17 protein-coding genes are annotated in these 22134 nt (G+C 66.8%); 5 read left to right on the top strand and 12 right to left on the bottom strand.

The window, feature by feature from the left end:
• Positions 1-2: 2 nt before the first annotated feature.
• The 11 genes from OHB12_RS08905 to OHB12_RS08855 form a co-directional block, all read right to left on the bottom strand.
• Positions 3-1517 (bottom strand): class I adenylate-forming enzyme family protein, encoded by a 1515-nt coding sequence (locus OHB12_RS08905; RefSeq protein ID WP_327117923.1) that lies wholly within the window; start codon positions 1515-1517, stop codon positions 3-5.
• 59 nt (positions 1518-1576) lie between these two features.
• On the bottom strand, positions 1577-2629 hold the full coding sequence (locus OHB12_RS08900) for an NAD(P)-dependent alcohol dehydrogenase (RefSeq protein ID WP_327117921.1): 1053 nt from the start codon (positions 2627-2629) through the stop codon (positions 1577-1579).
• Positions 2629-3408, bottom strand: coding sequence for an SDR family NAD(P)-dependent oxidoreductase (locus OHB12_RS08895; protein WP_327117919.1), 780 nt, complete (start codon positions 3406-3408; stop codon positions 2629-2631). The genes OHB12_RS08900 and OHB12_RS08895 overlap by 1 nt, the downstream gene beginning before the upstream one ends.
• 13 nt (positions 3409-3421) lie before the next feature.
• The gene (locus tag OHB12_RS08890; protein WP_327117917.1) at positions 3422-4180 is read right to left on the bottom strand and encodes an SDR family NAD(P)-dependent oxidoreductase; all 759 of its coding nucleotides are present in this window, start codon (positions 4178-4180) and stop codon (positions 3422-3424) included.
• Positions 4177-5379, bottom strand: a complete 1203-nt coding sequence (locus tag OHB12_RS08885; protein ID WP_327117915.1) for an acyl-CoA dehydrogenase family protein — start codon at positions 5377-5379, stop codon at positions 4177-4179. The genes OHB12_RS08890 and OHB12_RS08885 overlap by 4 nt, the downstream gene beginning before the upstream one ends.
• A 29-nt stretch (positions 5380-5408) precedes the next feature.
• A complete protein-coding gene (locus OHB12_RS08880; protein ID WP_327117913.1) occupies positions 5409-6365 on the bottom strand; it encodes a phosphotransferase family protein in 957 nt (318 codons plus the stop codon).
• Positions 6365-7591, bottom strand: a complete 1227-nt coding sequence (locus OHB12_RS08875) for an acyl-CoA dehydrogenase family protein (protein WP_327117912.1) — start codon at positions 7589-7591, stop codon at positions 6365-6367. The genes OHB12_RS08880 and OHB12_RS08875 overlap by 1 nt, the downstream gene beginning before the upstream one ends.
• 7 nt (positions 7592-7598) lie before the next feature.
• Positions 7599-8750, bottom strand: a complete 1152-nt coding sequence (locus OHB12_RS08870; RefSeq protein ID WP_327117911.1) for a thiolase family protein — start codon at positions 8748-8750, stop codon at positions 7599-7601.
• Entirely contained in the window at positions 8747-9124 is a 378-nt protein-coding gene (locus tag OHB12_RS08865; protein ID WP_327117909.1) for a Zn-ribbon domain-containing OB-fold protein, read from the bottom strand. The genes OHB12_RS08870 and OHB12_RS08865 overlap by 4 nt, the downstream gene beginning before the upstream one ends.
• A 36-nt stretch (positions 9125-9160) precedes the next feature.
• Positions 9161-9949 (bottom strand): enoyl-CoA hydratase/isomerase family protein, encoded by a 789-nt coding sequence (locus OHB12_RS08860; RefSeq protein WP_327117907.1) that lies wholly within the window; start codon positions 9947-9949, stop codon positions 9161-9163.
• 110 nt (positions 9950-10059) lie between these two features.
• Positions 10060-11199 carry an acyl-CoA dehydrogenase family protein gene (locus OHB12_RS08855; RefSeq protein ID WP_327117905.1) on the bottom strand — a complete coding sequence of 380 codons (1140 nt, stop codon included), beginning with the start codon at positions 11197-11199 and terminating at the stop codon, positions 10060-10062.
• Between the two features lie 93 nt (positions 11200-11292).
• On the opposite strand from OHB12_RS08855, the gene OHB12_RS08850 reads away from it, so the two are divergent.
• Together OHB12_RS08850 and OHB12_RS08845 are read left to right on the top strand one after the other, a co-directional pair.
• Positions 11293-11676 carry a nuclear transport factor 2 family protein gene (locus OHB12_RS08850; protein ID WP_327117903.1) on the top strand — a complete coding sequence of 128 codons (384 nt, stop codon included), beginning with the start codon at positions 11293-11295 and terminating at the stop codon, positions 11674-11676.
• Positions 11673-12047 carry a hypothetical protein gene (locus OHB12_RS08845; RefSeq protein ID WP_327117902.1) on the top strand — a complete coding sequence of 125 codons (375 nt, stop codon included), beginning with the start codon at positions 11673-11675 and terminating at the stop codon, positions 12045-12047. The genes OHB12_RS08850 and OHB12_RS08845 overlap by 4 nt, the downstream gene beginning before the upstream one ends.
• A gap of 182 nt (positions 12048-12229) precedes the next feature.
• Here the strand turns inward: OHB12_RS08845 and OHB12_RS08840 are convergent, their stop codons facing one another.
• Positions 12230-12631 (bottom strand): hypothetical protein, encoded by a 402-nt coding sequence (locus OHB12_RS08840; RefSeq protein ID WP_327117901.1) that lies wholly within the window; start codon positions 12629-12631, stop codon positions 12230-12232.
• Between the two features lie 581 nt (positions 12632-13212).
• On the opposite strand from OHB12_RS08840, the gene OHB12_RS08835 reads away from it, so the two are divergent.
• From OHB12_RS08835 to OHB12_RS08825, 3 genes are all read left to right on the top strand, one after another.
• Complete coding sequence (locus OHB12_RS08835) at positions 13213-13785, top strand: GNAT family N-acetyltransferase (RefSeq protein WP_327117899.1); 573 nt, start codon at positions 13213-13215, stop codon at positions 13783-13785.
• A gap of 77 nt (positions 13786-13862) precedes the next feature.
• A complete protein-coding gene (locus tag OHB12_RS08830; RefSeq protein WP_327117897.1) occupies positions 13863-20279 on the top strand; it encodes a type I polyketide synthase in 6417 nt (2138 codons plus the stop codon).
• Between the two features lie 218 nt (positions 20280-20497).
• Complete coding sequence (locus OHB12_RS08825; RefSeq protein ID WP_327117895.1) at positions 20498-21880, top strand: aminotransferase class I/II-fold pyridoxal phosphate-dependent enzyme; 1383 nt, start codon at positions 20498-20500, stop codon at positions 21878-21880.
• Positions 21881-22134 lie beyond the last annotated feature (254 nt).

Below are 22134 nucleotides of genomic sequence, written 5' to 3'. Positions count from 1 at the left end.
CACTACCGCACCTGAGGTGAACTCGGGTCAGCTGCGGCGAGCCGAGAGGCCAGGCGGACAGCCTCCGGCCGGGACAATTTGCCGACGCGGTTCTGCGGCAGATCCGCGACGGTGAACACATACTCGGGCCATTTGAACTTGGGAAAGTCCGCCGCCGAGAGCTGTTCGGTCACGTCGTCCAGTGCCAGCGGCGCACCGTCGGTGACCACCAGCGCGGCCGCGCGCTCACCCAGCAGATCGTCGGGCACCGGGACAACGCACACCTGCACTACACCGGGCAGGCCCGCGACGGCCGCCTCCACCTCGTTGATATCTATATTGCGTCCGCCGCGGATGATGATCTGCTTCTGGCGCCCCATCACCCGAATCGAGCCGTCGACCGCGACCTCGACCAGGTCGCCCGTGGCGAGAAAGCCGTCCGCCGTGAGCTCCGGGGGCACCGGGACACCGCCGCGCGCATAGCCGACGAACAGCGACGGTCCCTTGACCTGGGCATCGCCGATCTCGTCGGCAGGCAGCGCATTGCCGGCGGGGTCGACCGCACGCACCACCGTTCCCGCGAATGGGCGCCCGTCCCTGCCGAGCCGGATCGCCGGTGGGTCGTCCAGCCGCGGTGTGGTGTGGCCGAGACATTCCGACATGCCGAACACCCGAAGGAAGGTGGTACCGAGTTTGTGCTCGGCTTCGGCCAGTGACCGCTGGTTCATCGGGCCACCACCCACGGTCATCGCGCGCAGCGTCGACAACCCGCCCGCACTGTCCTCGACGACCGACAGTTGCAGAGCCATGGTCGGAACCAGCATCGTCCAGGCCACCCCGTTGCCCGCCACAGCGGCCAACGCGCCCCCGGGTGACCATTTGCCGATCGCGACCATCCTGCCGCCCAAGTAGGTCGGCAAGTACATGCCGAAACAGAACGCTGCCACCGACGACAGGGGTACGAAGGCCCCGACAGCGTCACCCGGTCGCAGACCGACGGCCTCGATCGTGCTGCGGCAGGCATAGCGGATGGCTTCCTCGGACTGCACCACGCATTTCGGCCGCCCGGTGGAACCGGAGGTCATGGCGATGGCGGTACCACCACGCCAGCGATCCACCGGACCGAACGGCCCGGACCGGGCACGCAACACCTGGTCGGCGAACGCGGGCTCGCTGATCGGGAAATCGCCATCCGGAACCTCCCAGTGGCACAGCGCTTCGGGTTCGGCGACCACCAGATCGGGATCGACATCCTCGACGACCAGACGGAACTCGGACTCGGTGGCGTGCGGGCTGAACACCGCGACCACACCACCGCGCAGGCCGACCGCGACAGCGGCCGCGAGCGTATGCCAGGTGTTGTCCGCTTGCACCAGCACCGTGGGGCCGTGCCTATCGAGGGCAGCTATGCGTCCGGCCAGCATGCGCGCCGCCGCCATTATCTCGCCCACGGTATGCCTGCCGAGCTCGTCGACGACCGCGATCTCATCCGGTGTCCGCCGTGCCCGTTCGAGCATGTCCTTCGCCAGTGCCTTCATCACCTGTTCCTCGTGCCGCCGTGCTCTCTGGTTTACTCGCCGCTGTTTCCCTTGGGCATTCAGCCGGTCAACAGCGGGGGAATCAGCACCGCACGACCCGTGATGTCCCCGGCCCGAAGTCGGCGGTAAACCTCGATCGCGTCGGTGAGCGGGTACGTCGCCGCCGTGACGTGCAGCGCGCCACGCCGCGCCAGGTCGACCACCGCCATCAAATCGGAGCGCGGCCCCCAGAACGGCGCCGTGACACGCCAGCCGGCGGCGAGACCGACGTTCTTGCCGACTTCGAGGCGGCCGCCCGCGCTCCCCACCAGCGCCAACCGGCCGCCTGGTGCGAGAGCGGCTGCCGCCGATGCGGCGGTCTCGGGTGAACCGACGAAATCGAGGATCAGATCGGCGCCGTCCTCCAGGGTCGCGAGTGCGGCGCCGATGTCCGCGAGTGTCGCGTCGGCGCCGAGCCGCTGTGCCATGTCCAGGGCGTCCGCGCGATTGTCGACGGCTACAATTCGGCCGGCACCCAGATCACGCAGTATCTGTATCGCGAGATGGCCGAGGCCGCCGATGCCGATCACCAGGCAGATCGCGCTTTCATCGATCAGGTCGAGGTGCTCGTGCACGGCGTGGTAAGCGGTCAAACCCGCGTCGGCGAGCGGAGCACACGCAACGGGGCTCACGCCACCGGCTGGGACTACGAACCGGGACGAGGGAACGATCATCGCTTGGGCCAGGCCGCCGTGGTGTCCGAGGCCGTTGCCGATCGGCGCCAACCGTCCGTCAGGGCTCGGCCGCAGCCGCAGGCAGTAGTTCTCGCGACCGCGGGCACAGTTACGGCAGGAGCCGCATCCCCACACGCCGTGCACCACGACCGCTTCGTCGAGCCAGGTGCTGTCCGCGTCGGGACCGACGGCGACGACGGTCCCTGCGACCTCGTGGCCGAGCGTGAGCGGCAGCGGGTAGTCGAAGCTCCCGGCCGGGGCATCCATGACGTGCAGATCGGATCGGCACAGTCCCGCGGCAGTGACCTGCAACAGGAGCTCCTCGCCGCGTGGCAGGGGAACGGGGATGTCCCGCAGCACCGGCTCGGCGCCCCATGCGGTCAGTTGGACGGCCAGCATCAGCGCGCGGTCCAGCCACCGTCGACGACGAGCGTCTGCCCGGTCATGTACGACGATGCGTCCGAGGCAAGGAACAGCACAGCGCCGTCGATTTCACCGGTCACGCCGCCGCGACCGAGCATGGTGTTACGGCGCACCCACCCGGCCGACTTCTCGTTGCTGAACAGGCCGTCGGTCATCTCGGTATCGAACCAGCCCGGTACGACGGCGTTCACGCGGATTCCCCGCCGACCCCACTGCCCGGCGAGTTCTCGGGTGAGGCCGAGCGTTCCCGCCTTGGACGCGGCGTAGCTCGCGCCGCCGATCGGCGCTGTCGATACCAGGCCGATGACGGACGAGATATTGATATAGGACGCCCGTTCCCTGTCCGGCAGCCGGGCCGCCGCATAGGTGGCGAGGTGGAAGCCGGCGAGCAGGTTCACCTCGAGAATGGAGGCGAACCCGTCGGCCGTTTCTTCTTCGGCGTTCGGCGGTCCGGGCTTACCCGCATTGTTCACGAGGATGTCCAGGCGGCCGGACTGTTTGTAACACCGATCGACCAGCGCCCGCCGGTCCTCGTCCCTGGTCACGTCGCAGCGCACCGGAACGATCCGCGGCTCGTCGTCGGCCAGCGCCTCCAACCGGTCCAGCCTGCGCGCCGCCGCGTAGACCGTGGCGCCCGCGCCGGCGAGCACGGTGGCGAAGCCGAGCCCGAGGCCCGACGACGCGCCTGTGACGACGGCGACCTGTCCGCCCAGCCCGAACAGCCTGCTCAGTATTTCGGTATCCGATCCAGTCATCTCAGCACCCACCTCAATACACCGCGGTCCGGCCGCCGTCGACGGGGATGATCGCGCCCGTTGTGTACCCGGCGGCGTCACTCGCCAGGTGCGCGACAAGTCCTGCGATCTCGTCGGGCCTGCCAAGCCTTCCCGCGGGCAGGCGACGGACGATCTTGCCGACGAACTCGTCGTCCCAGTGCTCGGACATATCCGTTGCGAATCCACCAGGCATGACACAGTTCACCCGCACTGTCGGCGCGTATTCCTGGGCGAAGGCCATGGTCAACGCGTTGAGCCCGTTCTTGGCTGCCGCGTACATCGCCTCGGGCGGGCTCGGGCGGACTGCGCCGATGCTGGAGATGTTGATGATCGATCCACCGCCTGCGGCGGCCATCCGCGCACCCGCGACCGCCATCAGGCGGAACGGGCCCTTCAGATTGACCTCGATGGTCTTGTCCCATAATCCCTCGGTGACCGACGCGAGATTCTCCGCGAGCGGCGCGATGCCGGCATTGTTGACCACGACGTCGAGGCGTCCGAACTCGGCGATGACGCGGTCGACGGCGGGCTCTATGGAGTCCCATCTGCCGACGTGTAGTTCCAGCGGATGGGCACTGCCCGGCCCGCAGTCGCCGAGCGACGTCACCGCCTGCTCGCAGGCCGCCAGCTTGCGGCTGGAGACGATCACCGTGCTGCCCGCGTCGCACAACCCGCGGGCGATCGCCAGGCCGAGTCCGCGGCTGGCGCCGGTGACCAAAGCGACCTTCCCGGTCAGATCCGTTGTGCTCATCGGTACTTCTTCACCTCGAGACGTGCGATGGTGCGCAGGTGTACTTCGTTGGGGCCGTCGGCGATCTGCAACGCCCGGGTGATGGCATGCATGCGCGCCAGCACGGTGTCGTCGCTCACGCCAGCGGCGCCGAAGGTCTGTACGGCCCGATCCACCACCGTGTGTGCCACCTCCATGGCCGCCACCTTGATGGCCGCCACCTCTGAACGTGCCGCGGCATTGCCCTTGGTGTCCATCAGCCAGGACGCTTGCAGGACCGACAGGCGGATCTGGTCGATCTCTATGCGGCTGCGCGCGATCCATTCGCGGACCACGCCGCGATCGGCGAGCGGACCGCCGAACGCGGTGCGTTCCAGCGATCGGCGGCACATCAGCTCCAAGGCGCGTTCGGCCATGCCGATGGCGCGCATCGCGTAGTGCATTCGGCCCGGCCCCAGCCTGCCCTGCGCGATGGCGAAGCCGTCGCCCTCGGCGCCGAGCATGTTGTCGGCGGGCACCCGGACATCGGTGAACTGGACCTCGCCGTGGCCGAGGCGGTCACGGAAGCCGAACATCGGCAGGTCGCGCAGCACTTCGATACCGGGCGCGTCGGTGGGTACCAGGATCATGCTCTGCTGGCGATAGGTCTCGGCCTCGGGATCGGACTTGCCCATGAAGATGATGAGCTTGCAATCCGGGTCGAGTATGCCGGAGATGTACCACTTGCGGCCGTTGAGAACGTATTCGTCGCCGTCACGGCGGATGGTGGAGGTGATGTTGGTGGCGTCGGAGCTGGCGACCGCGGGTTCGGTCATCGCGAAGGCGGAGCGAATACCGCAGTCCAGCAACGGTTTCAGCCATTGCCGCTTCTGTTGTTCGGTCCCGTACATGGCGAGGATCTCCATATTGCCGGTGTCGGGGGCCGAACAGTTGATCGCCTCGTTGCCGATGACGGACCGGCCGACCACTTCGGCCAGTGGTGCGTACTCGAGGTTGGTGAGTCCGGCGCCGAGGTCGTCATGGGTCATGAACAGATTCCACAGCCCCATCGCCCTGGCCTCAGCCTGCAGTTCCCGCATGATCCGCGGCTGCTCATGGGGATTGTCATTGGCGGCGACCTGCTCGTCGTATGTCCGTTCGGCGGGGTAGACGTAGCTGTCCATGAAGTATTCGAGCTTGTCGAGCAGGTCCTCTGTGCGGGCGGAGTAGGAGAAATCCACGGTGCGGCTCCTGAACTGGGGAGTGGACGTTAACCGGCGAGTAGCGCGGTTCCGGTCTCGATGAGGCGGTTGATGGTGGCGGGCAGCTTCTCCTGGTCCGGGTCGTAGTGCCTGCCTTCCCGGTGCCGCCGCAGGTTGTGGCCCATGATCGCGGCCATCTTGAGTCGGCCCAGCGCGTCGAACCAGGACAGCTCTGTCAGTGCGGGCCCGCCGTTGCGGTACAGGTCCACCAGTTCCGGTGCACCGGGCAACCCTGGGACTTCGCGGCCGACACCGGGAAAGTTGCTGCCGTCGGCGAAGACGAGGAACCACCCCAGCTCGACCCGCGGATCGCCCGCGCTCCAGATCTCCCAGTCGATCAGCGCGACCGGTTCGATGCCGTCGGAGATGATGTTGCCGAGCCGGTAGTCACCGTGCACCAGCGCCGGTCTCACCGGTTCGGGGATTTGTCGTCCGAGCAGGTCGAGCAGCCGTTCGCCGCCTGCGACCAAGTCGGCGGGAACGGCGCCCAGCGTGCGCGCCCAGCGGGCTAGTTCGTCGGCCGGGGTGAGAGGTGTCTCGACGCCGGGGACGGTGGCCGGGTCGACGGCGTGCAGTCGGGGCAGCACCGCGGCGGCGCATCGCATCCGGGCCGCTGCCAGCCCGGGCTCGACGGCAGGATCGTCCAGCACCGGTTCCAGCGACTCGCCGACCACGAATTCCATAGCGAACCAAGCCGGTTCGTGATCATCGACCGCGACGATGCGCGGTACCGGGACCGAGGTCCCGGCCAGCGCCTGCATGACGCGGGCTTGGCGCAGCATGTCGTGACGGCCGATCGGTTTACGCCCCTCGGGCACCGCCTTGACCACATACGATCCGTCGGTCGCGGCAACCCGATAGGTCAGCCCAGAGTGGCCGCCGGACAATGGCTCGAACGTCGTGACCGCGACATCGCGGTCGGCGCGCAACCGGTCCCGGACGCGTTCTTCCACCGTCGTGCTCATCAGCGCGGCTCCTTGGGCAGGCCGAGCACTCGCTCGGCGATGATGTTGTGCTGGATCTCGTCGGTGCCGCCGGCGATCCGATAGCCGGGCGCCCCGAGGACGTGCTCGGTCCACGCGAAGGTGCCCCACCTACCGGAGTCCGTGGTCAGGTCGCGTCCGAGCAGCAGCCGCGCCACCTCCGAAGTCCGGGCCATGGTGTCGGTGGCCAGCAGTTTCCCGATCGACGCCTCGGGCCCAGGGTCCTGGCCAGCGAGCATGGCCGCGGCGACCCGCATGGCGGCGACCCGTTGCAGATAGCTGCGGGTGACCAGATCGGCGACCCGGTCTCGCTCGAGATCGGTCAGGCCACGTCCCAGATGCCGCGCCAGGGCGACTGCATGATCGGCGTTCGCCAGGCCGAGGTTGGCGCCGTCGAGGCGTTCGGCGGCCAGCACGGTGAGCGCGACCGGCCAGCCCTTGCCGGCCGGTCCGAGGCGGTGGTCGTCGTCGACCTGGACACCGTCCAGATACACCTCGTTGAACGAACTCCCACCGGTCATCTGCCGGATCGGGCGGATCGTGACCCCTGGTGCGTCCATCGGAACCAGGAATACGGTCAGGCCCGCGTGTTTGGCCGCGGACGGATCGGTGCGGCATACCGCGACACCGATATCGGCGACTCGTGCGCCCGAGGTCCACACTTTGTGACCGTCGATCGTCCAGGTTCCGTCGGCGTTCTGGATCGCGCGAGTGCGAACCGCCGCCAGATCGGATCCGGCCTCGGTTTCGGAGAAGAGCTGGCAGGCGATGATATCGGTCCGCAGCATGGCGCGGACATAGCGTGCCTTCTGCTCGCCGGTGCCCCACTGCTCGATGGTGGGAGCGACCAATTGCTGTGTCACCGAGAACATCTCGGTACGCCGCGGCACGTCGAATTCGTCTTCTGCCCGCCGGAAGGCGAGGACGTACGACAGGGGCAGCTCGCGGCCGCCGTAGTTCGTCGGCCAGTTCAAGGCTCCCCACCCGGCATCGAACTTGGACCGTTCGTACGCACGGATCCGGTCGGTGTGGACGTGTTCTTCCTCGGCGGTCCAGTTCTCGAAGACGGCGACCGAATCCGGTCCCTGGCCCCATGCGGACGCGGTGCGTGGCGCGGCGACGCCACGCAGCCATGCGCGGGCCTCGCCGGTGAACCGGGCGAGGTCGGGAAGAGTGTGTGCGGTCACTGTGTCACCTCGAATGGACATGCTCGGCTCATACCGAAAGGACGGTGCAGGCACTGATACCGGGCGCCCCGTATACATGGGTGAACCCGACCTTCGGAGCCCCGGGCACCTGCCGCGCACCCGCTTCACCACGTAACTGAGTGACTATCTCGTGCACCTGACGCAGCCCCGAGGCGCCGATGGGCTCGCCGTTGGCGATGCAGCCGCCGTCGGTGTTGACCGGTAGCCGGCCGCCGATTTCGGTGGCACCCGCGGCGATCATCGCCTCCTGCTCGCCATGCGCGCAGAAGCCGCACTCGGCCATATGCATGACCTCCGCACCACTCTCGGTGTCCTGTAGCTGGGCGACATCGATGTCGCCCGGTCCGATCCCGGCCTGTTCGAACGCCGCTGCGGCCGCGTCGGCGCTCACGCTGGTCGGCTCGCCCGTACCCTGGATCGCGGGACTGAAGACCTCGAAGGAGCCGAACCGGCGCGTGCGATGACTGATCGCGCGCAAGTGAACCGGTCGCCCGCCGAGTCGTCGCACCACCGACGCACCGGCGACGATCACCGCCGCGCCCCCTTCACCCGGGGAACAGAACATGTACTTGGTCAGCGGATCGTTCACCATTTCCGCGGCGGCGATCTGTTCCGCCGAGATCGGCTCTTGTCGCCAGGCGTTGGGGTTGCGGCTGCCGTTGCGGTAGGCCTTCTCGGCGACCTTTGCCAGGGTGGCGGAGGAGATCCCGTGTTCGCGCAGGTAGCGGCCGATCTTGGCGCCGAAGAATTGAGTGGTGACCATCAGCCCGGCCGCGCCGTATCCCTCAGGCAGACCCCAGTCGGCCGGCCTGGGGTCGAACGCTCCGCGCGGGTGTTTGTCGAAGCCGACGGCCAGCGCTATTTCGGCGACACCGGAGCGCACCGCGTTGACCGCCGAGAACAGGGCGCTGCCACCGGTGGCGCAGCCGTTTCTGACGTTGGTGAACGGTATTCCGGTGAAACCCAGTTCGGCGACGAGGGTGTCGGCAAGCCCCGAGCCGTCGCTGCCGCCGAAGGCGACCTCGATATCCGGCCATGTCAGACCCGCGTCATCGAGCGCGGTGTCGATCGCGGTCACCGCCATCTGCCGACCGGTGACGCCGGGTTGTCTGCCGAACCGGGACAGTCCGCTACCGATGATCGAAACTGGCTGTGTCACCGGGCCTCGCTCCGCAGAGTGGATGATGTGGTGGTGAATCGGGGCACCGGTGCCACCGCGACGAGTCGCACCGGCGCCCGGTACAGATCGGCGAAGTCCGCGCAGTCGAGTACCGCTTCGACCTTGATCCCCTCGGGAAGTTCGACGTATCCGACCGCGAATGGCGAAAAGCCTTCGGCGGGAACGGCATACGGTGGCGATTTCGGCGGGAACCGCTGCACGGTGTAGGCCCAGACCACACCCTCGCCGCTCAGCGCCAGCGGGATGGCCGTCGGCTTGGCACAGCGGGCGCATACCGTACTCGCCGGATAGCCGACCGTGCCGCACACTGTGCATTTGCTCCCTTCCAGTACTGGAGTCGCTAGCTCACCCATGTCTTTTCCTTCCGACGTCGCCCGAGAGACCGAGAATCAGCGACCGACCCACTTGGGTTCGCGCTTCTCCAGGAAGGCGTTCACACCCTCGCGCGCGTCCTCGGACTGGAGAGCGTTGCCGACGGCCAGGTGCTCCATCACCATGAGCGACTGGATATCGGCGTCCAGGCCGCGGTCGATGGTCATCTTGGTGAGCTTCATCGCGAACGGGCTCTTGTCGACGATCGGAGCGATGAAATCGGCCACCAGCCGGTCGAGCTCGTCCGCCGGGGCCGAGGCGTTGATGAGATCGAATTCGACGGCTTCCTTGCCGGACAGCAGCTTTCCGGTCAGCATCAGTTCCTTGGTCTTGCGAATGCCGATCATCCGGGGCAAGCGATAGATCGGGCCCGCGCCACCGAACAGTGCTCGCCGGATGTGGAAGTCGCCGATCTTCGCGTCGTCGGCGGCGACCGCGAAATCGCAGGAGATCATCAGCTCGAACCCGCCCGCGGTGACATATCCCTCCAACACCGCCACCGAGGGGGTGTTCATCGAGTACAGGCGATCGCACACTTTGGCCGAGAGCACCGCGACGTCCATCGCATTGGTCTTGCCGACGTAGTTGTCGCGCAATTCGTCGAGGTCGAAGCCCGAGCAGAAGGTGTTCGCGCGGCCGCGCAGGACGAGGACCTTCAGATTGGGGTCGTTGTCGACCTCCACGATGATCTCGTCGAGCCGGTGCAGCAGTTCCACGGTGACGGCGTTCTTCTTGTGTGGGCGATTGAGCCACACGCGGGCGACATCGCCGTCCTTCTCGAGCACGATGTGGTCGGTGTCAACCATCTTGACCTCTTTCAAGTTATTGAACTGGATTCACTTCAGTTGTACCGGCCGGAGCGGCAGCCGTCAATACGGGAGTGATTGCCCGTTTCCCGCTTGTCGGTCTGCGCTGCTCATAGGCCGATCAAGGTGGCGATCCTGGCACGGTGCATACGTGCATCGCCCTGTGCCGCTTCGTTTCCCAGCGCCCTGCGAAAGTAGGAGTGGGCAGGGTGCTCCCAGGTGAAGCCGACACCGCCGTGTAACTGGACAGCCTCCGCCGCGGCCTGCACGGCCGCTTCGGTGCACACGGCGCCCGCCACCGCGACGGCCAAGCGTGCCGAATCGGGATCCCCGGCGTAGACGGCGGCGGCGTACCGGGATGCCGATCGGGCACGTTCGAGCAGGACGAGTAGATCGGCCAACCGGTGCTTCACGGCCTGAAAGGACGCGATGGGACGACCGAATTGGTGACGAGTTCGGGTGTACTCCACCGTCAGCTCGAGCAGTCGATCAACGATGCCGGTGTTCTCGCAGGCCAGGGCCAGCGTCGCCAGGTCACGCAGCCGCGATGTGACCGCCTCGGTCGTATCCGGCTCCGTGAGAACGACGGCCGGACAGCGGCGCACCGTCACATCCGCTTGTCTCCGGGTCGGATCGAGCACTTGTCGTTCTGTTCGCACCGCGTCCACGCCGGGTCGCAGGGCGAACAACCGGCGTCCATCGGGGCTGTGCGCGGATGCCACGATCACGTCGGCGGTACCGCCGCCCGTCAGGTGGGTGACCGTGCCGTCGACCGACCATCCCCCCGTGGAGCGTTGCGCCCGCAGATCGTCGGTGTCGGAATCGAGTGCGCTGACCGTCGCCAAGGAGCGTCCTGCGAACACGTCCGGAAGTGGGTCGTCGGCGGGGTCGGCCAGCAGCAGCGCCTGCGCGCCGAGGACTGCCGAGCTGAATACGGGCTCGCATACCAGCGCCCGCCCGCATTCTTCGAGGACGATCGCGAGCTCTGCCGTGCTGTAGCCGAGGCCGCCGCGTTCCTCGGGGATCGCGAGGCCGGCCACCGACATGTCGTCGACGAGTAGCTGCCACAGCTTCGGCGAGTAGCCGCGATCGGACGAGGCCGCTGCGCGCACCTGTGCCATGCCGCTGTGTTTCTCCAGCAGGGCCCGGAGTGAGTCACGCAGGGCCGTCTGCTCAGGGTCGGGTGACAACGCGGCCGGTTCCGAACGAGGCCAGGGAACTTCGGCGGTGGCGACTGATGTCGAGGGCATGGTTCTCCGGTCGAGTTGAGTTCAGTTCGATAACGTCGAGGGTAACCGTTCGGGTCCTCGACAAGAAGAGGTTTATTGAACTAAGTTCATTTCATGAGGTACGTGATCGAGGGCTACTACGCGACGGTCGACAGTGGCCGGCTGCGAGACGCGGTGGCGATGTTGGCGGAGGATGTCGAATTCGCGATGATCCTGCCCACCGGCGTCAACCGCGGCCGTGGTCGCTCGGCCATGTTCGAATATCTGAGCGGCAGGCCTGAGGTGAACCGCAAACACCGGCTGCTGCGGGTGGCCGCCGACGGTGATGTGCAGTTCGCGCACGGCGCGGTCATTGAGCACGACGCCGTCACCACCGGATACTTCGTCGGCGTGATGCACATCGGCGCCGACGGTCGAGTCGATCGCTACCAGGTCTCGTTCAGCGCGGACTTCGCGCTGCTGCCGACACCGTCCACGAGCAAAGGGGCCCGGCGATGACGGCAACGATGGTGCCGGTGCTTGCTCGGTGGTTCGAATACATGGATTCCGACGACCCGGACCGGGTGTTGGACATGATCTCCGACGACTTCGCGATGTCGGTGCAGTTCTCGCAGGGGGGCGGGAAAAGCGCCGAGTTCGTGGGGGACCGGAGCGGGCTGGTCGGCTACCTGGCGCAGCGGGAGAAGAGCACCCTCGTGCATCACATCGACGTCGGTGCGGTGGTTGGCGAGCATGAGCTGGTGCTGGGCCGGACCACCAGGGCGGGGGCATTCGAGGCGTCGTTCAACGCATCGGCGCAACTGGACGCCGACGGCAAGGTGCGGCGGCTGCTCATCGCGCGCACTCCGGAAGTGGCTTTCGCCCGCTGAACCCGCTCGCCGACCCCGCGGCTGGATCCGGCAGCGGCTCACCGCCTGACCGGGCTTGCGCTGCGGCCGACGAATTGCCTGCGGTGCGAGCGGGGTCTTGGGGGTTGTGGGCACAGACCGTCGAATGCGGAGGGTTACCGCGGCTCGCAGCTGGGGCAGTACAGCACTGCGTCGATCACCTGTCAGCCCTCTCTGTTGAGCCATCGACGGACGGTGTCGGACAGCTCACCGGACTCGGCGGCCACGGTCGAGTCCCCGTAGAGCAGTGGACCGTCGCCGCAGATGACGCAGTCGAGCCCGACCGGGCGCCGGATGGGCTGGCATCGCTCGCAATGCTGCCGGGTGAGCAGTTCCTCGGGTCTGTCAGGGTCGGGGTAGAGCCAGGTGACCGTGAGGTCTTGGCGTTGTCTGGCTCGTTGCCGTTCATCGTCGGGCAGCCATCCGCAGCTCGGGCAGCGGGTCGCGGCTTGGTTGGCCTCCCGTCGCAGCAAACCCGGATGCCCTTGGTTAGCCGCGAGTTCGGCGCGCGAGAACATTTCGCCGGGTCGGCCCGTCGCGGGCGGACGCGGGTCGAGGAACGCCATGGCTCGCTCCTTCGCGCAGGCAATGCGCCGCCGTGCCGCAGACCGGTTCCGGTCTCCCGTGACGCCGTTCGGCCGAGCGAGGATCTGCTGGAGGTGGATTGACCGTAGCTCGCGGAACCGTGAATCCCGCGAGGGCGCGCCGAGGCATCCTGGACGGCGTCCAGGGGTGGGCAGTCGGCGCGGCGAAGTAGGGGTGGGCGCCGTCGCAGCGGAGTCGCCCGGCTTGGGCTAAGGCGGCCTGATGCGAAGAATTGATAGCATTTCGATCTGGTCTGAAATGCCCGATTCGTCGGAAAGTGCTGGTAGAAATGGAATCTTGTTCCCAGACGTGGCGGGGCTGAGGCTTGCAGTGTGACGCGCCGTATTCAAGACTGCCGCGCAGGGCAACGTTGGAACGTGTTGCGCATTGCACGTTACTGACCAACAACACGATGTATTGGTTCATGTAGTCTACTGGTCGGTAGCTTCACCTGTGAGCAGCCGGTGAAGTCCGGTAATCGAGATGATGTGAGGGACAAACAACTTTGGAGCAGCCGAACAGGCTGGTCGTGCGGCCGGCCTCGCGCGACGATGTGACCGATATGGTGCGTGTGCTCAGTGACGCCTTCGCCCATGACGATCCGATCGAGGACTTCGTCTTCCCGGATGAGAGATCGCGTCATCGTCGTGCTCCGCGGATGTTGCGAATGTTGATCGAGCACCGTTTCCTGCCTGCGGGCGGTGCTGAGGTGGCCATCGTCGACGACGAGTTGGCCGGTGTGTTGCTGTGGTATCCGGCCGGATACCGGACAAATGCCTGGCGCGAGCTCGTCCTGGGTGTGCGGCTGCTGTTCGCTATGGGGACCGCGACGCGACGCGGGATTGCCGTGGACACCGCCCTCGAGCAGGCGGCACCCGCGGAACCTCATTTGTGCTGTGTCTATCTGGGCTGCGACCCCGGGCTGCAGCGCAGCGGTGTCGGGCGCGCGTTGTTCGGATCGTTCGTGGAAAAGTCCGACGCGCAATCGGTTCCGTTGTATGGACTGTGTAAGGCCGCGAATGTCGACTACTACCGTGCCTTCGGCGTCGAGCCGGTGGCCGAGACGGTCTTGGGCCGCAATGGTCCCGTGATGAACGTGGTGGCTCGTCAGCCACTGCGCTGTGCCGACCCGTAGCCGGGGACCAGCAGCGCGTTTCGCATTCCCATTCTCCTCGGGGGGAGAATATTTCCGAGTTCGACCGAGGAAGTCTTGTGTCCGATATTGCAATCATCGGTATCGGCTGCCGGTACGCCGGCGGCATCGATTCCCCCGAATCCTTCTGGGAATTCATCGTCGGCAAGGGCGACGGCGTAATAGAAATCCCGGCGAGCCGTTGGGATTACCGCCGCTTCTACGACCCGAATCGAAGCACACCCGGCCGAATGTATACCAAGCGTGCGGCTTTCATGACCGGTGACCCGTGGGCATTCGACCCGGACTTCTTCGGCATCTCGCCGCGCGAGGCGGCGGCGATGGATCCGCAGCAGCGACTCGTCCTGGAGGTCACCTGGGAGGCCTTCGACGACGCGGGGATCGCCGGGCGGGTCAACGGCGCACCGCTGGGTGTCTACGTGGGCGCGTTCACCATGGACCAGCTGGGCGTTTCGGTCGGTGGCCCGGCGCTGCCGTTCGTCGACATGCATACCGCCGTCGGTGCTTCGTACACGATGATCTCGAACCGGATCGCGTACGCGCTCAACCTCGTCGGCCCCGCGATCACCATCGACACCGCGTGCTCGTCATCGCTGGTCGCGCTGCACCTGGCTTGCCAGGCCCTGGACAACGGCGACTGCGAGGTCGCTATCGCGGGTGGTGTGACCGTGCTGGCCGAGCCCGAGCCGTTCGTCTCGATGTGCAAGGGCGGCTTCCTCGCCGCCGACGGCCGCAGCAAACCCTTCGACGCCGCCGCTGACGGATACGGCCGCGGTGAGGGCGCCGGCATGGTGGTGCTCAAGAAGCTGGCCGATGCCGAACACGATGGTGACCGGGTCTATGCGGTGGTCAAGGCGACCGGATCCAATCAAGATGGCCGCACCACGGCGATCACGGTGCCGAATGCCGATTCGCAGGAGGCGCTGGCGAAGCGGGTGACCCGCCGCGCCGGCATCCGGCCGCACGAGATCACCTATGTGGAGGCGCACGGCACCGGAACCCCGGTCGGAGACCCGTTGGAACTGCAGGCGATCGGCCACGCCTATGGCGCCGTCGAGGGCCGCGCCACACCGCTGGGCGTCGGCTCGGTCAAGGCTCAGCTCGGCCACACCGAGGCCGCGTCCGGTATCGCAAGTGTCATCAAGTCGGCGCTTGCCGTGTCCAAACGGACCATCGCACCGCAGGGCTGGCTGGACACCCCGAATCCGGAAATCCCCTTCGACGAACTCGGTATCCGGCTGCAGTTGGAGGCCGAGGAGGTCGGTCCCGAGGTCGAGCGGGTAACCATCGCGGTCAACGGATTCGGCTACGGTGGCACGAACGCGCACGCGATCCTGCAAGAGTACTGTGCGCAGGAGGCGTCCGATAGGCAGCCGAAACACTATGGGGTGCTGCCAATTTCGGCCCGCAGTGAACAGGCCGCGCGAGATCTCGCCCGCGGTTTCGCCGAGCGCATCGCCGACGGCGCCGACCCGGGGCGCCTCGCGGAGGCGGCGTGGACCCGGCGCAATCACCATCTGCTCCGTGCGGGGATCCCCTTCGGAGACGACATCGAATTGGTGCGCGGGTTAGTCGAATTCGCGGGCGGCGCGGGCCGGGTGAGCCGGACCGTCGCCCGCAAGGTGCCCGAGCCGGTATTCGTGTTCACTGGTATGGGTCCGCAGTGGTGGGCGATGGGCCGCGATCTCCTGCAGGCCTGCGGTACTTTTGCCGCGGAGGCGAAGCGCATCGATGCAGTGTTCCGGGAAGTCGCCGGCTGGTCGATCGTCGAGGAATTGTTGCGGCCTGAGGAGGAGTCGCGCGTCACCACCACCGCGGTCGCGCAGCCCGCGAATTTTCTCGTGCAGGTGTCGCTTTACGCCATGCTGGAGGAACTCGGCATCAAGCCTGCTGCGATTGTCGGGCACAGTGTCGGGGAGGTGTCGGCCGCCTATGTGACCGGCATGCTGTCGTTGCGCGATGCCCTGCTGGTCGCTTATCACCGCGCCCGGCTGCAGGCCACGACCGCCGGGTCCGGCGGCATGCTCGCGGTGGGCCTGACACTCGCCCAGGCGAAGGAACTCATCGAGGGTGACGCCCGGGTCGATGTCGCGGCCATCAACAGTCCGTCGGCGGTCACCATCGCCGGTGATGTATCCCGCCTGGACGAGATCGCGGAGTCGCTCACGGAACAAGGCGTTTTTGCGCGTCGACTACAGGTCGAGGTGCCGTACCACAGTCATCTGATGGATCCCATCCTGGACGAGCTGCGCTTCGTTCTGGCGGATATGCGGTTGTCGGAGCCGCGAATCCCGTTGTACTCCACCGTCACCGGTGCGCGCGTCACCGAGGCGGATTGGGATGCCGAGTACTGGTGCGGAAACGTTCGGCAGGCGGTGCGCTTCGCCGACGCGATCACCGAACTCGTGCGTGCGGGCAGTCGCGTGTTCCTCGAGGTCGGCCCGCATCCGGTCCTGGGCGCGAACATCCGCGAAATCCTCATCGCCGCAGGCGAAACCGGATCGACGGTAGCCACCCTCAACCGCAAGCAGCCCGATGTCGACAGCATCCGACAGACCATCGGCGGCCTGTACAGCGCCGGAGCGCTCGATATCGATGCGCTGTTCGTCGATCTGCCTTCCCCGACACGGCATATCGATCTGCCGGTCTACCCGTGGCAGCGAACCCATCTGCGCAGCGACATTCCGGCGTACCAGCTCAAGCGGCACGGCACGCCGAACGCGTATCCGATGCTGGGCGACCAGGATCCCGACGACGCCTCGATCTGGCGGCTCGAGCTGGGTATCGAATCGCTGCCGTGGCTGGCCGACCATGTGGTCGGCGGATCGCGGATCCTGCCCGGTGCAGCCTATGTGGATGCGGCACTCAGCGTGGCGGTGCTGCGGACCGAGTCCGCGTGCGTGGCGGTCGAAGACCTGCGCTTTGTCGCACCGCTGATCATCGATGAGGGCGAGACGCCGATCATGGAGTTCGACCTCGAGGAGTCGACCCGGCGCTTCACCATTCGATCGCGCGGCGTGGCGGGTTCGGTCTGGACGATCAATGCTGTCGGACGGCTTGTGGAGGGCGTTTACGAACCGGCCAAGATCGATGTGCCCGACGATGGTTCGATGCTCGAGATCGATCCCGTCGATTTCTACGCCGGCCTTGCGGCGCACGGACTCGACTACGGGCCCACCTTCCGCCGCGCGACCTCGATCCGAGTCTCTGGCTCCACGGTCGTCAGCACTCTGGACGGCACCATCGCCGGCCACGCCCGACATCCAGCGCATCCTGCGGTCGTCGACGCCGCGCTGCAGAGCGTGGCCGCTTTGCTCGCGGGTACCGGCGGTAGGCAGGACGGTGCGATGGTTCCGGTCGCGGCCGGCGCGGTGCGGTTGTTCGCATCGCTGCCCGAGAGGGTCACCGTGGTGGCCCGCCTCGACACGACGGACGAGCCGACAGCGGATATCGACCTGCTCGACGCCGACCACAATCTGTGCATGCAGATCGTCGGGATGACGTTCGGATCGATCGCACCGCGACCCGGCCCGATGCAGCGCATGATCGACTTCTTCTACGAAGACCGCTGGGAGATGCGCGATCCTATCGATCGCGCCGCGCTCCCGACGACGGACGGTCTGTTCACCGTGGTCGTCGCGATGGGCTTCGCAGCCACCGCGCGTGCCGAGCAGATCGTCCGGATCACCAGCTCCGACGTCGCTGCGGAGGTTCCGGCTCTGATCGTCACCGGTGATCCATCCCGCGAGGATCTGGAATCGGTAGTATCCGAAAGCTTTCGGGCGGCAATGGCGCTCCCAGGCGTCGATCGTCTGCATCTTGTGATAGTTGCCGGCTCGAGCTACGACGATATGGACAACCTCTGGACTCTGCGCCGGATTGCGCTGGCAGCGGAACATTTCCTCGACTCGACCGCCGAGAATTTCCTCGACGCCTGGCTGATGGAGGAGGGTTCTGACCGGGATGTCCTTGGCGACGGCACCTTCTATGCCTCTTTGGTGACTGAGCACGCCTACACGCACCCCGAGGGTGATGTCGCACCGAATCCGAGCCATGCCGCGCTGGCCGGTGCCCGGCGTGCCCTGCTCAATGAGCAGACTCGGTTGCGGTGGCGGCTGATCGACGTCGAATCCGACATCGCCGACGCGGATCTCGGAGCGGAACTGACCATTCCGGGAGCCTTCGGTTTCGACCATGCCGATGAGGTATTCCTGCGCAACGGTGTGCGCTGGACCACTGTGGTGAGCCGGACGCTGCAGGATCGTCTGGACGTGCTGGAAGAGGCCGAGCCGCTGACCGATCCAGAGGCCGATTTCCGGCTGGAAATCCCCAAGACCAGGACCTTCTCGCGGCTGGGCTGGCGACGAAGTGATCGGCGCGAGCCCGGTCCTGGCGAGGTCGAGGTGCGCATGGCGGCCGTCGGTCTCAACTACAAGGACTCGTTGCGAGTCATCGGCTTGCTCGGCGAGCGCGAACTCGGTGACACCTTCTTCGGCACCGTGCCGGGCATGGAGGGTGACGGCACCGTCGTCCGCCTCGGCCCGGGGGTCACCGGATTCGAGATCGGTGACAAGGTCAGCTTGGCATGCAAGGGGATGATCGGCCGGTTCAACACTCTCAGTGTGGATCTGGTCTGGCGCGTCGGTGACGGTTTCGAACCCGGTCGGTGCAGCAGTTCGACCTCGTTCGTCGCTGCCGAGCACGCGCTGCTGGAACTGGCCCGGCTGCAGCCGGGGGAGACGGTGCTCGTGCACGGCGCGGCCGGCGGTGTCGGCTCCGCGGCCGTGCAGATCGCGAAACTTCATGGCGCACAGGTGATCGGCACCGCAAGCACACCCGAGCGCCGTGCCTACGTGCTGCGCCAAGGCGCGGACCATGCGCTGCAGTCACGGTCGCTGAACTTCGTCGACGACGTTCTCGAACTCACCGACGGCCGTGGCGCGGATGTGGTGATCAGCTCGGCTCCCGGCGAGATCGTGGTCAAGAATTTCGCCGCGGTCGCGGAATTCGGGCGCATCATCGAGGTCGGCAAGGCGGACATCTATTTCGGTGGCGTCCTGGAGCTGCGGCACTTCGACAAGAACGTGGCGTACTTCTCGTTCGACCTCGACCGGATGATGAAGCTGCGGCAGCACAAGGTCTTCGATTTCGTCAAAGCGGTCAATGGCAGACTGTACGACGGCACCTACCGGCCGCTGCCCTTCGACACGTTCGGCACCGCCGATGTCGCCCAGGCGTTCGAGGAGGTGGCGCGATCCACACGGATCGGCCGCGTCGTGTTGCGAATGGACGAGGAGGCGCCGCGGGTGCGCCCGCAGATCGCCGATTTCGTCATCGACCCAGACGCTCAGTACCTGATCACCGGCGGTTTCGGTGGGTTCGGGCTGGCGATCGGTCGCTGGCTGGTAGGCAAGGGCGCTCATCGCCTGACGCTGCTGGGACGCGCAGGAGCCGCCACGGAGGAGGCCAGGCAGCAGCTGGTCGTCTGGGATCAGCAGGGAATCGAGGTGACCACCGAGTTGGTCGATGTGGCCGATGCGGCAGCCGTGAGTGCGGTGATAGCGCGGGCGCACCGTCCCGAGCATCCGCTGAAGGGCATCTTCCACACGGCGGGCGCAGTAGACGACAAGCGGATCGGCGCGATGGATCGCGACAGCTTGGCCACGGTGTTCCGGCCCAAGCTCGACGGCGCGCGATCGTTGCATGCCGGTGTCGTGGCCGCCGGTGCAGAGCTGGACCAGTTCGTCCTGTTCTCTTCGGGCAGCGCCATATTCGGTGGTATCGGCCACTACTCCTATACCGCGGCCAATATCGCGGTGAACGCGTATGCGGAAGCCCTCGCCCGCGAGGGGGTCAACGCGCTGGCGGTCGGCTGGGGCCATATGACCGGCGCCGGAATGGCGGCGGCCGACGAGAATCTCGCTCGGTACCTGGTCAACACGGGATTCGACACGATCGAGATGGACGAAGGGCCGCAATATCTGGAGGAGGCACTGCGACTCGGTGTCACCCGGGTCGACATCTTCCCGATCAACTGGCCCCGGGTCGCGGCTACGGGACCTCAGCTGGCACTGACCGGCCGGATCGCGGCCATGATCGCGGCGGCGGCGCAGAACGATTCCGCCGCGGCCCGGTTGCGGTCCGAGCTCGTCGCCCTCGACGAGGCCAAACGCAACGAGGTGGTCGCGCACATGCTCGCTGAGCAGCTGGCCTCGGTGATGGGTGTGGCCGCCGAATCGATCGACCTGACCGTGTCCTTGCCGGAGCTCGGCCTGGATTCGCTCATGGCGGTCGAATTCGGTTCGCTGGTCACGCAAACTCTTGGTGTCGAGCTGATTTCACTGAAGCTCGGGCGGACGTTCAACCTGGAGCAAGCGGGCGTCAAGGCCGCCGAGTCGATCGTCGAGGGCGCCGGATCGCGCGGAGTGCCGCACACGCCGGTCGATGCCCCGACGGTGACCGAGGTGCCGGCATGACCGGTCAGGCCCGGAGGCGGCAGCTGGTGTCACCACGCAGGGCCCCGGCTATGCCGAGGGAGGGCACAGCATGACCGGTCAGGCCCGGAGGCGGCAGCTGGTGTCACCACGCAGGGCCCCGGCTATGCCGAGGGAGGGCACAGCATGACCGGTCAGGCCCGGAGGCGGCAGCTGGCGTCACCACGCAGGGCCCCGGCCATGCCGAGAGAGGACACAGCATGACCGAGTCGGCGCGCGACCTGGCGCGAAAGCTGCTGGCTGGCAACAGCTCAGGAAGCGCGGCGGCGGCGCCCCCGACGCAACAGGTCCGGCCGGTGGCGCAGTCCCGTCCGCACCGTGGCCCTGGGCGGCAGTTCGCCGATCATCCGGACGTAGCAGCGGCCGTGCAGAAGCGGGCGATGATCGCGTCACTGTATGAGCAGACTCGGCTGGTGAATCCGCTGTTCCTGCCCCGAACGGGGCCGAATGACACGGTGATCCACGTCGCGGAGCCGAGACTTGCGGACGTCGATCTGGTGAACTTCAGCGCCTACAACTACCTGGGGTTGGCCAACCATCCCCGGGTGGTCGAGGGCGCTAAGCGGGCGCTGGATCAGTTCGGTGCGTCGGCGTCGGCCAGTCGCATCGTCGCCGGAGAGATCCCGCTCTACCAGGAGCTGGAACGCCGCCTCGCCGACATCTACGGTGTCGGCGACGCCATGGTGACCACCAGCGGTTACCTCACCAACGCCGGCGTGATCGGATTTCTGCTCAGGCAGGGTGATGTCGCGATCTGCGATACGCTCATCCACGGCAGCGTCATCTCCGGCACCCAGTGGTCCGGAGCGCGGCGAATCAGCTTCCGCCACAACGACCCCGAGTCGCTGCGGTCGGTGCTGCGCACCTCACGCGCCGGCTTCGATCGTGCGCTGGTAGTGCTCGAAGGCCACTACAGCATGGACGGCACCATCGGCCGCATCGACGAATTGGCCGCCATCGCACGAGAATACGACTGTGCGGTGATGGTCGACGAGGCACACTCGTTCGCGGTATTCGGCGACAAAGGGCATGGCATCCGCGAGCATTACGGTCTTCCCGGTGATGCCGTGGACGTTTGGATGGCCACACTGTCCAAGGCCTTGGGCAGCACCGGCGGGTTCGTCGCGGCCGATGCGGATCTCATCGGTGCGATGAAGTCGTCCGCCCCGGGCGTCGCCATGCTCACCGGTGCGCCCGCACCGGCGGCCATCGGCGCCGCCCTGGCGGCACTCGATGTGCTGGAGGAGGAGCCGGAGCGCCTGGCCCGCCTGTGGGCGAATGCCCGCTTGTTCCATGGCGCGCTGTCCGAACGGGGCGTGAATCTCGGTGTCTCTCAAGGCACTCCGATCGTTCCCGTTGTCGTTCCTGGCGAGATTCGCGCCGGTTACGTCTCGTCCACGCTGCTGGAGAACGGCGTCTACTCCGGCCTGATCTCTTCGCCCGCGGTCCCCGCCGGACGGGAACGCCTCCGCTTCTTCATCACCTCGGAACACACCGAGGAGCAGCTGACGAAGACGGTGGATCTGCTCACGGAGACGATCGCACAGGCGGAGAAGATCCCGGACATCACGGTCGACGGATAACGTCCACCGGGCATGCCCATCGGTGCTCGTCGACTGCATGCGGCGGGCCGCGAGCTTTTCTCCTGCCGCGACTGTCGTATTTCGTGGCTATTGTGTGCGCTCGAACCGGACACGCTGGAGCGCCGCCGCGGTCTGCGATCGGGTCCGCTCGTACATGGCCGAGGCGCCGGCCTCGCCGGATGGGCTACTGGTGGTCGATCAGACGAAATCGGATCGGCGCGGTGGCGCCGCAGCAGGTGCTTCGGCGCGAAAGC

Source organism: Nocardia sp. NBC_01730, assembly GCF_035920445.1.
Lineage (GTDB): Bacteria > Actinomycetota > Actinomycetes > Mycobacteriales > Mycobacteriaceae > Nocardia.
The sequence above is the reverse complement of the archived record's forward strand: the minus strand, read 5'-3'. Positions and strand labels throughout refer to the sequence as shown.

What these genes read in the sequence shown, in the direction of transcription:
- OHB12_RS08900 (WP_327117921.1), bottom strand. Translation starts at nt 2,629, where the DNA reads ATGCTGGCCGTCCAACTGACCGCATGGGGCGCCGAGCCGGTGCTGCGG.
- OHB12_RS08840 (WP_327117901.1), bottom strand. Translation starts at nt 12,631, where the DNA reads ATGGCGTTCCTCGACCCGCGTCCGCCCGCGACGGGCCGACCCGGCGAA.
- OHB12_RS08895 (WP_327117919.1), bottom strand. Translation starts at nt 3,408, where the DNA reads ATGACTGGATCGGATACCGAAATACTGAGCAGGCTGTTCGGGCTGGGC.
- OHB12_RS08880 (WP_327117913.1), bottom strand. Translation starts at nt 6,365, where the DNA reads ATGAGCACGACGGTGGAAGAACGCGTCCGGGACCGGTTGCGCGCCGAC.
- OHB12_RS08860 (WP_327117907.1), bottom strand. Translation starts at nt 9,949, where the DNA reads ATGGTTGACACCGACCACATCGTGCTCGAGAAGGACGGCGATGTCGCC.
- OHB12_RS08845 (WP_327117902.1), top strand. Translation starts at nt 11,673, where the DNA reads ATGACGGCAACGATGGTGCCGGTGCTTGCTCGGTGGTTCGAATACATG.
- OHB12_RS08905 (WP_327117923.1), bottom strand. Translation starts at nt 1,517, where the DNA reads ATGAAGGCACTGGCGAAGGACATGCTCGAACGGGCACGGCGGACACCG.
- OHB12_RS08825 (WP_327117895.1), top strand. Translation starts at nt 20,498, where the DNA reads ATGACCGAGTCGGCGCGCGACCTGGCGCGAAAGCTGCTGGCTGGCAAC.
- OHB12_RS08835 (WP_327117899.1), top strand. Translation starts at nt 13,213, where the DNA reads ATGGTGCGTGTGCTCAGTGACGCCTTCGCCCATGACGATCCGATCGAG.
- OHB12_RS08865 (WP_327117909.1), bottom strand. Translation starts at nt 9,124, where the DNA reads ATGGGTGAGCTAGCGACTCCAGTACTGGAAGGGAGCAAATGCACAGTG.
- OHB12_RS08855 (WP_327117905.1), bottom strand. Translation starts at nt 11,199, where the DNA reads ATGCCCTCGACATCAGTCGCCACCGCCGAAGTTCCCTGGCCTCGTTCG.
- OHB12_RS08850 (WP_327117903.1), top strand. Translation starts at nt 11,293, where the DNA reads ATGAGGTACGTGATCGAGGGCTACTACGCGACGGTCGACAGTGGCCGG.
- OHB12_RS08890 (WP_327117917.1), bottom strand. Translation starts at nt 4,180, where the DNA reads ATGAGCACAACGGATCTGACCGGGAAGGTCGCTTTGGTCACCGGCGCC.
- OHB12_RS08875 (WP_327117912.1), bottom strand. Translation starts at nt 7,591, where the DNA reads ATGTCCATTCGAGGTGACACAGTGACCGCACACACTCTTCCCGACCTC.